Genomic DNA, 13,119 nt, shown 5'->3' with positions numbered 1-13,119 from the left:
CGTCGTCATGACTGTCGCGTCCTCGGCCGCAGCGGCCTTCCGGTCCACCTTCGGCACCGAACCCGCCGGGCTCTGGGCGGCTCCGGGCCGGGTCAACCTGATCGGGGAGCACACCGACTACAACGACGGCTTCGTGCTGCCCTTCGCGCTGCCGCAGCAAGTGGTGGCAGCCGTGGCCGGCCGGGACGAGCCCGGCTGGGTGGTCTGCTCCGACGTCGCCGACAAGCCGGTGACCTTCACGTCGTCGGCGCCCGGCGAGGTCGGGGGCTGGGCCGCGTACGCGGCCGGAGTGGTGTGGGCGCTGGAGGACGCGGGCTTCACCGTGCCGCCCGCGCGCATCGCGCTGGCCTCCGACGTACCGGTGGGTGCCGGGGTGTCGTCGTCGGCGGCGCTGGAGTCCGCGGTGCTGACGGCCCTGGCGGACCTCGGCGGCCTGGGCCTGCCGGTGGCACGGCGGCCCGCGCTCGCCCAGCGCGCGGAGAACGTCTACGTGGGCGCGCCGACCGGGATCATGGACCAGTCGGCGTCGATCCGCTGCGAGGCCGGCCGGGCGCTGTTCCTCGACTGCCGGTCGCTGGAGGTCGAGCAGATCCCGTTCGACCTGGCCGCCGAGGGGCTGGCCATCCTGATCATCAACAGCAACGCCCCGCACCAGCACGTCGACGGCGAGTACGGCGCCCGCCGCCGATCCTGCGAGGAGGCGGCCCGCACCCTGGGCGTGGCGGCCCTGCGCGACGTGGCCGCCGACGACCTCGACGCGGCGCTGGCCCGGGTCGGCGACGACGTGACGCGCCGCCGGGTGCGCCACATCGTCACCGAGAACCAGCGGGTGCTCGACACGGTGGCCCTGCTGCGCTCGGGCCGCATCCGCGAGATCGGCCCGCTGATGACCGCGTCGCACGCCTCCATGCGCGACGACTTCGAGATCACCGTCGACCAGGTGGACGTGGCCGTCGAGGCGGCGCTGACCGCCGGGGCGTACGGCGCCCGGATGACCGGCGGCGGCTTCGGCGGCTGCGTGCTGGCACTCATCGACGCCGACCGGGCCGAGGCGACCACGGCCGCGGTCGGCCAGGCGTACGCGGAAAGGTCCTTCACCGCGCCGACCACCTGGTCGGCGACCCCGGGGCCGGGCGCCCGCCGCCTCTGACGGGCATATCCGCCCGTCCCCGCGGGTAAGCGCAGGGCATGACAGACGCATCCGAAGAGCACCGTCCGAACGAATTCGGCTTCTCCGGCGGCGCCACCGCGCCGTCGCCCGAGCGCGAGCCCGAGCGGACCGAAGGCGTCGACGGCGAGGCCATCGCGGTGCCGGCCGGTGACATCACCGGCGCGGTCAGCCACGCCATCGAGGACGCGACCACCCGCGACGACGACGAGCGCTGAGCGCTACCGCGGCACGGATTGCGGGTCCGGGGTCGGCCCCTGCACCACGGGCCGGCCGCCGGGCCACTCCACCCTGTCCAGCCACAGCTGCCGCCCCGGCGTCACGCTGCCGATCGCGTCCGGCGGCCATGCGTGGTAGAGCAGCCACGTCTCGCCGCCCGGCGTGGTGACCAGGAAGCTGTGCCCCGGGCCCGCCGCCGCCGGCGAGGACTTCAGGATCGGGTTCTCGGACGCCTTCCGGCAGGGACCCAGCGGGCCGTCGCACTCCGCGTAGCCCATGGCGTAGACGTCCTGGTCGAAGGCGTTCGCCGAGTAGAACAGGAACAGCCTGCCGTCGTGGCGGACCATCTGCGGCGCCTCGATGACGTGGTTCTCCCAGGGCGCGTCGTTGGTGAGCAGCTCGACGGTCTTCCCGGTCAGCGAGCGGCCGTCCGCGCCGAGCCGGCTGCCGTAGAGGTGGGTGGGCCGCCCGATCGCGTTGCCGTCGTTCTTCCAGTAGAGCCACAGGCCGCCGTCCGCGTCCCGGTACGGGCTCGCGTCGATCGAACCGCCCTCGTCCGCCTGGCAGATCAGCGGCTCGGCGGCGTCGTCGGCGAAAGGGCCGGCGGGGCTCTTCGCGTACGCGACCCCGATGCACTGCCGCCCCGCCGCCGTCGACCGGGCGGTGTAGTAGAGCAGGTAGCCGCCGTCGCCCGCGATGACCTCGGGCGCCCACGTGTTGCCGCGTTCCGCCCACTTGCCCACCGTGGGCAGCGCGTCGCCGGCCGGTGTCCACGTGACCAGGTCGGGCGAGGTGAGGATCGGGACGTTCTGGGTGGCGTTGTTGGTGCCGTAGGCGTACCAGGTGCCGTCGACCAGCACGGCTCCCGGGTCGGGGAAGTTCTCGAGGAAGACGGGGTTGGTGAAGGTCGGCACGGCGGGCTCCGATTCGGGGGGAGGGGGCGTGGTGCACCCGGCCAGGACGAGGAGAGACACCAGGACGACCCCGATTCTCACCACCGGCTGAACCTCAGGTAGTCGAAGGACGCGGTGACCGCCGGCGTGGCGCCGCCGTGGGCCACGAGCCCGATCCGCGGCGTGGTGTCCGCCGGCAGCGTCCAGACGCCGCCCCAGGTCCAGGTCCGCCCGTCGCGGCTGACCCCGGCCCGGTACTCGTGCTCGCCGTTGCGCGGGTCGACGTGGTGCGCCAGCCGCAGCCAGGTGGTGGTCCGGCCCGGGGTGCCCGCGATGTTCCCGCCGTACGAGGTGGCGCCCGCGTACGGGATCTCGTGGCCGAACTCGACCTGCCGGGTGTTCCAGATGGCCACCGCCGACAGCCGGGCGAACTCGTCGTCGCCGGCGTACGCAATGAGCCCGGCCTGCTGGTAGTTGCGCACGGTGTCCTCGCCCAGGTCGAGGGTCAGCTTCGTCTCGGCGATCCAGCTGCCGGCAGGCGCGTCGCGCAGCAGCACACCCGCATTGTTCGACATGCCGGTCAGGTCCGCGTTCTGCACCGGCCATCGCAGCGCGCCTCGGGAGACGGAAGCCGCCGGATCGGGCCGGACGAAGGTCCAGGCCGCTCCCACAGCGCGCCCGCGGAACTCGTCGGAATAGGCCGGCAGCGCACGCCCGGGCCGCGGCTCAAAAACCGAGCCGGAGTCGCGCCCATCAGAGGCCCACGCCCCGGCGCGGACGGTGGGCCAGCCGCCGATCCAGTCCAGCCGGTCGATCAGCATGGGCCGCTCGTTGATGCCGAACGGCTCGTCGAGGTACGGATCCCCGCGGTCGATCGCGTGATAGACCAGCCAGTCCTGCCCACGCGCGTCCGTGACCAGGCCGTTGTGCCCGGTGCCGACCCAGCGGTTGCCGTTGGGCGCGATGACCGGGGTGCCACCGGCCCGCGAGACGTTCAGCGACTGCCCGGTCTTGTCGACGAACGGCCCGCGCGGATCCCGGGAGCGCCCGGCCGACACCGAATAGCCCGTGGTCGGCCCGGCGCAGCAGTTCGCCGACGACGCGAACAGGTAGTACCAGCCGTGGCGGCGGACCACGTACGCGCCCTCGAACTTGTTGTCGATCGCGACCCGCGTCGCCGTGCCGACGGTTCGCAGCCCGTCCCGGCTCAGCTCGCTGACCCAGATGCCGCCGAAGTAGCTGCCGTAGTAGAGGTACTTGCGCCCGTCCGGGGTGGTGAGCTGGGCGGGATCGAACGTCCACAGCCAGCCGCCGTTCCCGCTCGGGCGCGGCGCGACGACGGGCGTGTCCACGAAGGTCCACGGACCGGCCGGGGTGGGCGCGGTGGCCGCCCCGATCGCCGAGGCGCCCGGCGCGACCGTGGTCTCGGTGACCGTCACGTACATGATCCAGTGGTTTCCGGCCCGGCGGACGTCCGGCGCCCAGAAGGCCGTGTTCTCCGCGGCGAAGGCCGGACGCTGGCCGGCGGCGAACGCGTCGCCCACATACGTCCACGTCGAAAGGTCCCTCGAGCGCGCCATCGGGATCCGGTGCGGCACCTTCTCGCCCTCGCGCAGCGGATCCGTGGTGGCGTACGCGTACCAGAATCCGTCTTCGCCGTGAACGACCATCGGATCGGCGAACGTGTCCGCAAAGCTCGCCGAGACCACGTCGGCCTGCGCGGCAGCGGGGGTGAGCAGAACGAGCACCGCGGCGAGCGCGGCCGTCAACCGTCGCATGGGTCAGCCCTTCAGTCCCGACCGGGAAACGCCCTCGATGATGTAGCGCTGGCTGACCACGAAGAGGATCAGCACCGGGACGCTGGCCAGCGTGGCGCCGGCCATGATCACGGGATAGTTGATGTTGTACGCACCCTGCAGCGTGCCCAGCCCGGGCGGCAGCGTGAAGTTCTCCGGGCTGAAGAGCACGTAGACCGGCCAGATGAAGTCGTTCCAGTTGGTCAGGAAGCTGATCACGGCGAGGGTGGCCAGGGCCGGCTTGGACAGCGGCAGGATCACCTTGGTGAAGATCTGCCACGAGTTCGCGCCCTCCAGCACCGCGGCCTCCTCCAGCTCCCGGGGCAGCCCGAGGAAGAACTGCCGGAGGAAGAAGACGCCGAACGCGCTCGCGGCGCCGGGCACGATCAGCGCCCACAGGCTGTCGAGCCAGCCGAGGCGGTCGATGATGAGGAAGTTCGGGATGATCAACGTGAAGATCGGCACGAACAGCGTCGCGATGATCAGCGAGAAGACGATCCGCTTGCCCCGGAAGTCCATCCTGGCCAGCGCGTACGCGGCCATCGAGGCGACCGCGAGCACGAGCAGCGCCTGCCCGCTCGCCGCCAGCAGGCTGTTGAGGAACCAGCGCAGCACGGGCGTCTGCGAGCCGCCGGCGAACAGCGTGTCGTAGGCGCTGGTGGTGGGGTCCGCGGGCAGCAGGGTGGGCGGCACGCGGGTGGCCTCGTCCGCCGTCTTGAACGACGTGACGATCATCCAGACGACCGGCGCGATGAACAGCAGGCTCAGCCCGCCGAGCATGGTGTACCAGGCGATTCCTCTGACGCGGCCCATGGCTCAGTCCTTCGTCCGGAAGAGGCGGAACGTGATCATGCTGATCAGCAGCAGGGCGAGGGTGAGCAGGTAACTCATCGCCGCGGCGCTGCCCATCCGGTAGCTGCGCAGGCCCTCCTCGGCGATGTACATGATCGCCGTACGGGTCTCCACGCCCGGCGCGCCCTGGGTGATCAGGTACGCCTGGCCGAACATGTTGCTCGACGTCAGGATCGTGTTGATCACGACGAAGAGCAGCACCGGCCGCAGCCCCGGCAGGGTGACGTGGCGGAACTCGGCCCACCGGCCGGCGCCGTCCACCCGGGCCGCGTCGTACAGCTCGCGCGGGATGTCCTGAAGGCCCGCGAGGTAGATGACGGCGTTGAAGCCGAGCGTCCACCACACCGTCACCCCGACCAGCGAGACCCATGCCCACGGGAGGCCGGTCGTCCACGCCGTGGCGTCCGGCAGGCCGATCGCGCCGAGCAGCGCGTTGACCGCCCCGAGGTTGGGATCCAGCAGGAAGCGCCACAGCACGCCGATGACCGCGACGCCCAGCACGTACGGGGCGAAGTAGACCGCGCGGAAGAACGTCCGGCCGCGGAACGAGCGGTTGAGGATCAGCGCGATGCCGAGCGGGACGGCCACCAGCAGCGGCACGCTGCACACCGTGAAGATCGCGGTCGCCTGCATGCTCTGCCAGAAGAAGTCGAACACCGGCGAGCTGCTGCTGAACAGGGCCTGGTAGTTGTCCAGCCCCACGAACGGCTTGCCGGGCAGCAGGTAGTCCCAGTCGTGCAGGCTGATCCACAGCCCGTAGCCGGCCGGCACCAGCGTGAACGTCACGAACAGCAGCGCGTACGGCAACAGGAACAGGTACGGGGTGAGGCCCGCCCCCCGCCGCGGCGCCGCCTTCACGGGGGCCGCGGTCGAGGAGGCAGTCTCCTGCAGGACGTCGACCACGGGGATCAGCCGCCGTACTTCTTGCGGTTCTGCTCCAGAATCTGGGCCGCCTTGGCGGCCGCGTCCGCGAGGGCCTTGCCGGGCTCCTTGCGCAGCAGGATCGCCTCGTTGACCGCGGTGTCGATGGTGGCCATCGCGTCCGGGATGCCCGGCACCGAGGGCGGGAAGTGCAGGTTGTCGATCTGCGAGCCGATCGCCGCCTGCTCCTTGAGCCCCTGGAACTCCCCGCTCTCGCGGATCTCCTTGCGGGCCGGCACCTGACCGCCCTTGGCCCACTCGATGGAGTTCTTGCTGATGAAGTTGATGAAGACCTTGCCGGCCTGGAGCTTGTTCTGGTCGGCCGCCCGCTGCTTGAACTGCACGAAGTTGTGCGACCCGGCCCAGGCGGCGGGCTGGGAGCCGATCGTCGGCAGGGCGCTGACCCCCCAGTTCAGGCCCTTGACGGCCTTCAGCGTGTTGATCGTCCAGATGCCGTTCCAGTTGAAGGCGGCCTTGCCGTTCTGCAACGCGATCAGGTCGGCGTCCTGGGCCACGTTCTTCGGGCTGTAGCCGTTCTTCACCAGGTCGACGAGCCAGGTCAGTGCCTGCACGCCCGGTGCCTCGGCGTACAGCGGCTTGGTGGCCTGCTCGTCGAAGAGCTGCCCGCCGAACTGCCAGGTCAGCGACTCGAACTGGTGCGTACCGGTGAACGGGAACGGCGTCGCCCAATGCCCCTGGATGCCCTTGCTCTTCAACGCGTCCAGGGCCTTCATGTACTCGTCGTTGTTCTTCGGCGGGTTCTCCGGGTCGAGACCGGCCTTCTTCAGGACGTCCTTGTTGTAGAACATGCCCTGCGGGTGCACGTCGAGCGGGATCGCGTACCGCTTGTCGTTGTAGACCCCGGCACGCCACACCGGCGGGGAGAAGTCCTCCTCCTTGAGCTGCAGCGACGCGGCCAGGTCGTCGAGCGGCAGGACGACACCGCGCGCGGCGTTCGTGGCGACCTGCTCGACGTGCATGATGCCCAGGTCCGGGCCGTTGCCCGTGGAGACCGCGGCGGGGACCTTCTGGTAGTAGTCGGCCCACTCGTACACGTTCATCGTGACCTTGATGTTCGGGTTCTCGCTGTTGAACCGGTCCACCAGGGACTTCATCACCGGACCGTCGCCGCCGGTGAAGCCGTTCCAGAAGGTCAGCGCGACGTTCGGTCCGGTGTAGGCGGTCGAGGCGGGCTGGGCGTTCTTGCCGCCCCCGACGACTGGGTTGGGGCCGTCGTCGCCGCAGGCGCCGAGCAGCACGGCGCCGCCGGCGCCTACGCCGAGCCCGAGCAGGCCGCGGCGGGAAAGGTGTGGTTTCACGGTTTCTCCTCGGGGGTGAAGCGGAGGGCGTGCCAGGAGACGGGAGGGAGCAGGACGGTCGCTCGCCCGCCGTCGAGGGCGGGCAATTTTTCGGTACGGGTACAGACCCGATCAGGCGCAGCAGCGGAATTGACGATGGACGGGTCGGCGCCGGCGAGGACGAGGTGCTCGACGCTGCGCAGCCCGGGGAAGGCCCGCAGGTCCAGCTCCAACGGGACGTCCTCGGTGCCACGATTGACCGCGAAGATCGTCAGCTCGCCGGTACGCCCGTCACGGGTGGCGACGGCGTCGAGCACAGAAACGTCGCCGAAGGCCCCGGTGGGCATCGTGGGTGCGGTGACGGCCGCCCGCAGCACGGTCCCCCGGGCCAGGCGGGCGGTGTGGGCGAAGGGATGGAAGATCGTCTGCCGCCAGGCCGCGCCGCCGGGCTCGGTCCGGATCGGCGCGATGACGTTGACGAGCTGAGCCTGGCAGCCGACGGTCAGCCGGTCCGCGTGCCGCAGCATGCTGATCAGCAGGTTGCCGACCACCATCGCGTCGGTGACCGTGTAGTCGTCCTCGATGAGCGGCGGCAGGTCCTCGATCCCGCGGTCCTCCGGCTCGGTGAAGCGCGACTGGTACCAGACGTTCCACTCGTCGAGCGCCAGGTTGACCCGCTTGCGCCGGCGCAGCTTGGCCCGGACGTGGTCGGCGGTGGCGATCACGTCGTCCACGAACCCGTCGAGCCGTACGGCCGAAGCGCGGAAGCTCGCCTCGTCCTGGGTGCCGGGGTCGAAGTAGTGGTGCAGGGACAGGTAGTCGACCTGGTCGTACGCCTCCTCCAGCACCGTCGCCTCCCACGCCGCGAAGGTCGGCATGTCGGCGTTGGAGCTGCCGCAGGCGACCAGCTCGATCGAGGGATCGACGCGCTTCATGGCGTGCCCGGCGCGGGCGGCGAGGCGGCCGTACTCGCGGGCGGTGAGGGAGCCGATCTGCCACGGCCCGTCCATCTCGTTACCCAGGCACCAGAGCCGGATGTCGTGCGGCTGCCCCACGCCGTGCTTGCGCCGTAGGTCGGCGGCCGCGGTCCCGTCCGGCACGTTGCAGTACTCGACCAGCTCGGCGGCCTCGGCCACGCCCCGGGTGCCCAGGTTGACCGCCATCATCGGGGCGACCCCCGCCTGCTGCGCCCATCGCATGAACTCGTTGAGCCCGAACGCGTTGCTCTCCAGCGCGCGCCAGGCGAGGTCGAGCCGGCGCGGCCGGTCGCCGACCGGTCCGACGCCGTCCTCCCACCGGTAGTTGGAGACGAAGTTGCCGCCGGGATAGCGGACCAGGGTGACGCCCAGCTCCCGGACGAGCTCGAGCACGTCGGTCCGCAGGCCGTCGCCGTCGGCCCGCGGATGGCCGGGCTCGAAGATTCCGGTGTAGACGCAGCGGCCCATGTGCTCCACGAAGGAACCGAAGAGCCGTGGGTCCACGTCGCCGATGGCGAAGGCCGGGTCGAGCGTCAGTCGGGCGGTCACGTATCACTCCCGTCGCGCCGGTGGTGTGCCGTCTCACAGGTTTACAACGTTGGAACCATCGTTGTAAAGAGATCGACACAGCGCTGTCACGTGCGTCGCCTCCTGCTGGAGCGGGTTTCTCCCCGGGTGTCCGGCTTGGGCCTTCTTCGCTTCGGCTTCCGGCCTCAGCTTTCGCCTCAGCTTTTCGCCTCAGCGGCCCAGGGTGCTTTCCCGGGGGATCAGCCGGTAGTCCACCTTCAGTTCCCGCGGCGGGCCGGCCGGATCGTCGCCCGCGCCGGCCCGGGTCTCCCCCAGGCGCTCGGCCAGCAGATCCACGGCCAGGCGGGCGATACCCGCGGTGTCCGGCGCGATCGTGCTCAGGGTGGGGGTGCTGAACCGGCCGTCCTCGATGTCGTCGAAGCCGATGACCGCGACGTCCTCCGGCACCGACAGCCCCCGCTCCAGCAGCGCGCGGATGGCGCCGAGGGCGAGCACGTCGTTGAAGCAGAAGACCGCATCCGGCCGGATCGGGCCGTCGAGCAGCCGGCGCATCGCCGCGGCCCCGTCGGCCCGGTGGAAGCCGTCCACCTCGGCGATCAGCGCCGGGTCCTCCGGCAACCCGGCCTCCGCCAGGGCCGAGCGATAGCCCGCGAGCCGCTGATGGGCGGTGACGGCCGAGGCCGGGCTCTGCGCCCCGATGGCCGCGATCCACCGCCGGCCCAGCGCGGCGAGATGGGCGGTGGCGTCGGCGGCCGCAGCGGTGTTGTCGATCGCCACGTGGTCGGCGGGCCCGTGCCACACCCGCTCGCCGAGCAGCACCATCGGGGTGTCGCCGGAGCTGGCCAGCTCCTCGCCGGCCAGCGCCAGCGGGCTGAAGATGAGCCCGTCGATGGCATGCCGGCGCAGACCCGCGACGAGGTTGCGCTCGCGGTCCTCATGGCCGTCGGTCTGATCGATGAGCACCGTCCAGGAGCGGCGCTCCGCGGCCTGCACGATGAGCCCGGCGAGCTCGGCGAAGTACGGCGTCTGCAACTCGGGCACGGCCAGCGCGATCACCCCGGACCGCCCGCTGCGCAACTGCCGCGCGGCGACGTTGGGGATGTAGCCAAGGGCGTCGATCGCCTGCTGCACCCGGGCCCGGGTCTCGGGGGAGACGTGCACGTAGCCGTTGACCACGTTCGAGACCGTCTTGATGGACACGCCCGCGCGTGCGGCCACGTCCTTCAAGCCCGGTGGCACGGACCTCGCCCTCGTCCCTTCTCTTCCCGGTTGCCCGCCCGGGTTGCGCCGGGCGGGCGATGCCGGTGTGCGATCAGCCGGCCTCGATGATCATGCCGGCGCCGACCGTGCGGTTGGTCGTCTCGTCGATCAGGATGAAGCCACCGGTGGTGCGGTTGCGACGGTACTCGTCCGCGAGCAGCGGCACCGTGGTGCGCAGCTTGACCCGGCCGATCTCGTTGAGCGAGAGCCCCGGGGCGTCCTCGTCGCGGTGCAGGGTGTTCACGTCGAGCCGGTACTGCAGGCCGCGCACGACCGTACGGGCCGTCCGGGTGGTGTGCTTGATCGTGTACTTGGCGCCCACCCGCAGCGGCGCGGTCTCGTCCATCCAGCAGATCATGGCCTCGACGTCCTGGGCGACCGCCGGTGCGTTGTGCGGGCGGCAGATCATGTCGCCGCGCGAGATGTCGATCTCGTCGCGCAGCCGGACCGTCACCGACATCGGCGGGAACGCCTCGTCGACCGGGCCGTCCGCGGTGTCGATGGCCGAGATCGTGCTGGTCATGCCGGACGGGAGCACCATGACCTCGTCGCCGGGCTTGAGCACGCCCGAGGCGACCTGGCCCGCGTAGCCGCGGTAGTCGGTCACCGTGGTCGACTGCGGGCGGATCACATACTGCACCGGGAAGCGGACGTCGACCAGGTTGCGGTCGGACGCGATGTGCACGTGCTCCAGGTGGTGCAGCAGCGACGGGCCCTCGTACCAGGGGCTCTTCTCGGAGCGGGAGGCGATGTTGTCGCCCTCCAGCGCGGAGATCGGGATGATCGTGAGGTCCGTGATGTCCAGCTTCGCGGCGAACGAGGTGAACTCGTCGGCGATCCGGTCGTAGATGTCCTTGTCCCAGCCGACCAGGTCCATCTTGTTGATGCACAGGACCAGGTGCGGCACGCGCAGCAGCGAGGTGAGGAACGCGTGCCGGCGGGACTGCTCGACCAGGCCCTTGCGGGCGTCGACGAGGATCAGCGCCAGGTCGGCCGTCGAGGCGCCGGTGACCATGTTCCGGGTGTACTGGATGTGCCCCGGGGTGTCCGCGATGATGAACTTGCGCCGCGGCGTCGCGAAGTAGCGGTACGCCACGTCGATCGTGATGCCCTGCTCACGCTCGGCCCGCAGGCCGTCGGTCAGCAGCGCAAGGTTGGTGTACTCGTCGCCGCGCGCGGCGCTGACTGCCTCGACCGCCTCGAGCTGGTCCGAGAAGAGCGACTTGGTGTCGTAGAGCAGCCGACCGATGAGGGTCGACTTGCCGTCGTCGACGCTGCCCGCGGTGGCGAACCGCAGCAGGTCCATGTTGCGGGCGGCGGCCGCCTCGGTCTCCAGAACTGCCTGACTCATCAGAAGTAGCCTTCCCGCTTGCGGTCTTCCATCGCCGCCTCGCTGACCTTGTCGTCGCCCCGGGTGGCGCCGCGCTCGGTGATCCGGGTCGCGGCCACCTCGTCGATGACCTTCTCGACGGTGTCGGCGTCGGAGAGCACCGCGGCGGTCTGGGACGCATCGCCGACCGTGCGGTAGCGCACCTGGCGGGTCTCGACCGTCTCGCCGTCCCTCGGGACGATGAACTCGTTGACCGCGTAGAACATCCCGTCGCGCTCGACGACCTCACGGTCGTGGGCGTAGTAGATGCTCGGCAGCGCGATCTCTTCCTTGGCGATGTAGTGCCACACGTCCAGCTCGGTCCAGTTGGAGAGCGGGAAGACGCGGATCGACTCGCCCGGGTGGTGCCGGCCGTTGTACAGCGACCACAGCTCCGGGCGCTGGTTCTTCGGGTCCCACTGGCCGAACTCGTCCCGGAAGCTGAACATCCGCTCCTTGGCGCGCGCCTTCTCCTCGTCGCGGCGGGCGCCGCCGAAGAGGGCATCGAAGCGGTACTTCTCCACCGCGCCCAGCAGCACCGGGGTCTGGATGCGGTTGCGCGTGCCGTCAGGCAGCTCGCGGACCTGCCCGGAGTCGATCGCCTCCTGCACGCTGGCGACGACCAGGTTCAGGCCGAGCTCGGAGACGCGGTTGTCGCGATACTCGAGAACTTCGGGGAAGTTGTGGCCGGTGTCGACGTGCATGACCGGGAACGGGATGCGCGCGGGCGCGAAGGCCTTCTCGGCCAGCCGCAGCATCACGATCGAGTCCTTGCCGCCGGAGAAGAGCAGCACGGGCCGCTCGAACTCGGCCATGACCTCGCGCATGACGAAGATGCTCTCGGCTTCGAGAGCATCGAGATGCGATACGCGGTAGGGCTTCGCCTGACTCACAGGGTCCCAGCCTTTCGATTCCGTGCGTGTGCAGAGGGTCAGGTTAGCGGGAGATGACGCTGCAGCGCTGCAAGCAACCGAGGGGCGAGATCCTTGCGGCAGACGACCAGGTCGGGCAGTTTCGGATCGGCCTGGTTGTATTTCAACTCACTTCCGTCGATTCGGGAAGTGTGCAGTCCGGTGGCCGACGCCACAGCGACGGGCGCGGCGCTGTCCCACTCGTACTGACCGCCCGCATGGACGTAGGCGTCCGCCTCGCCGTTGATCACCGCGGCGATCTTCACGCCGGCCGAACCCATCGGCACCAGCTCGGCGCCGATGTCCTCGGCGAGCGCGGTGACGAAGGCCGGGGGGCGGGTGCGGCTCGCGGCGATCCGGATCGGCCCACCGGTGGTAGCGGCCAGGGGCAGCGGCGGGTACGCCGGGGGGTGGTCGGTGGCGAGCGTACGGTGCTGGGCCGGGATCGCCACGGCACCGGCGGAGAGGCAGCTGGGGCTGGAGCAGTCGGCGGTCCAGAGCGCGACGTGCACGGCCCAGTCGGTGCGCCCCTCCTCGGAGAACTCGCGGGTGCCGTCGAGCGGGTCGACGATCCAGACGCGCGAGGCGTCGAGCCGGTCCGGGCGCACGATGCCGTGCTCGCCGTCCTGCCAAGCGACGCGGGAGTGGTCGTCCTCCTCCGACAGCACCGCGTCGGCCGGGCGCCAGCGGGCGAGCTCCGTACGCAACAGATCGTGGGCGGCCTTGTCCCCCGCGGCCTTGAGGGCCTTGCCGTCGGAATAGCCCATGTCCTCGCGCACCTGGAGCAGCACCTGGCCGGCCCGGTCGGCCAGCCAGCGGGCGAAGGCCGAGTCGTTGACCGGCGGCGTGCCCGCGGACTCCGGCTCACGCTGCCCCGCTATGCGCGCCGACGTCCCTGTCTGCTCGCTCATCGCTCTCCTCATCAGG

Annotated in this window: 12 protein-coding genes; 2 read left to right on the top strand and 10 right to left on the bottom strand. The window is 70.8% G+C overall.

Annotation, left to right across the window (positions count from 1 at the left end; all coding sequences use genetic code 11):
* Positions 1–7 precede the first annotated feature (7 nt).
* Together galK and AB0368_RS22155 are read left to right on the top strand one after the other, a co-directional pair.
* Positions 8–1,150 (top strand): galactokinase, encoded by a 1,143-nt coding sequence (galK, locus tag AB0368_RS22160; protein ID WP_366155806.1) that lies wholly within the window; start codon positions 8–10, stop codon positions 1,148–1,150.
* Positions 1,151–1,188: 38 nt separating this feature from the next.
* Positions 1,189–1,386 (top strand): hypothetical protein, encoded by a 198-nt coding sequence (locus AB0368_RS22155; protein ID WP_366155805.1) that lies wholly within the window; start codon positions 1,189–1,191, stop codon positions 1,384–1,386.
* Between the two features lie 3 nt (positions 1,387–1,389).
* On the opposite strand, the gene AB0368_RS22150 is transcribed toward AB0368_RS22155, so the two are convergent.
* From AB0368_RS22150 to AB0368_RS22105, 10 genes are all read right to left on the bottom strand, one after another.
* Positions 1,390–2,385, bottom strand: a complete 996-nt coding sequence (locus AB0368_RS22150) for a glycoside hydrolase family 43 protein (protein WP_366155804.1) — start codon at positions 2,383–2,385, stop codon at positions 1,390–1,392.
* A complete protein-coding gene (locus AB0368_RS22145) occupies positions 2,379–4,058 on the bottom strand; it encodes a family 43 glycosylhydrolase (protein ID WP_366155803.1) in 1,680 nt (559 codons plus the stop codon). Before AB0368_RS22145 ends, AB0368_RS22150 begins: the two co-directional genes overlap by 7 nt.
* A gap of 3 nt (positions 4,059–4,061) precedes the next feature.
* Positions 4,062–4,889 (bottom strand): carbohydrate ABC transporter permease, encoded by an 828-nt coding sequence (locus AB0368_RS22140; RefSeq protein ID WP_366155802.1) that lies wholly within the window; start codon positions 4,887–4,889, stop codon positions 4,062–4,064.
* Between the two features lie 3 nt (positions 4,890–4,892).
* The gene (locus AB0368_RS22135; protein WP_366155801.1) at positions 4,893–5,831 is read right to left on the bottom strand and encodes a sugar ABC transporter permease; all 939 of its coding nucleotides are present in this window, start codon (positions 5,829–5,831) and stop codon (positions 4,893–4,895) included.
* 5 nt (positions 5,832–5,836) lie between these two features.
* Positions 5,837–7,168: an ABC transporter substrate-binding protein gene (locus AB0368_RS22130; RefSeq protein ID WP_366155800.1), complete on the bottom strand. Its 1,332-nt coding sequence runs from the start codon at positions 7,166–7,168 to the stop codon at positions 5,837–5,839.
* The gene (locus tag AB0368_RS22125; RefSeq protein ID WP_366155799.1) at positions 7,165–8,673 is read right to left on the bottom strand and encodes an alpha-N-arabinofuranosidase; all 1,509 of its coding nucleotides are present in this window, start codon (positions 8,671–8,673) and stop codon (positions 7,165–7,167) included. Before AB0368_RS22125 ends, AB0368_RS22130 begins: the two co-directional genes overlap by 4 nt.
* A 189-nt stretch (positions 8,674–8,862) precedes the next feature.
* Positions 8,863–9,891: a LacI family DNA-binding transcriptional regulator gene (locus AB0368_RS22120; protein ID WP_366155798.1), complete on the bottom strand. Its 1,029-nt coding sequence runs from the start codon at positions 9,889–9,891 to the stop codon at positions 8,863–8,865.
* 73 nt (positions 9,892–9,964) lie between these two features.
* On the bottom strand, positions 9,965–11,263 hold the full coding sequence (cysN, locus tag AB0368_RS22115; protein ID WP_366155797.1) for a sulfate adenylyltransferase subunit CysN: 1,299 nt from the start codon (positions 11,261–11,263) through the stop codon (positions 9,965–9,967).
* A complete protein-coding gene (gene cysD, locus AB0368_RS22110) occupies positions 11,263–12,174 on the bottom strand; it encodes a sulfate adenylyltransferase subunit CysD (protein ID WP_366155796.1) in 912 nt (303 codons plus the stop codon). Before cysD ends, cysN begins: the two co-directional genes overlap by 1 nt.
* Before the next feature lie 38 nt (positions 12,175–12,212).
* Positions 12,213–13,103 (bottom strand): 3'(2'),5'-bisphosphate nucleotidase CysQ, encoded by an 891-nt coding sequence (locus AB0368_RS22105; protein WP_366155795.1) that lies wholly within the window; start codon positions 13,101–13,103, stop codon positions 12,213–12,215.
* Between the last annotated feature and the right edge of the window lie 16 nt (positions 13,104–13,119).

Source organism: Actinoplanes sp. NPDC051475, assembly GCF_040689425.1.
GTDB lineage: Bacteria > Actinomycetota > Actinomycetes > Mycobacteriales > Micromonosporaceae > Actinoplanes.
Note: the sequence above shows the minus strand (reverse complement) of the source record. Positions and strands in the feature narration are given on the sequence as shown.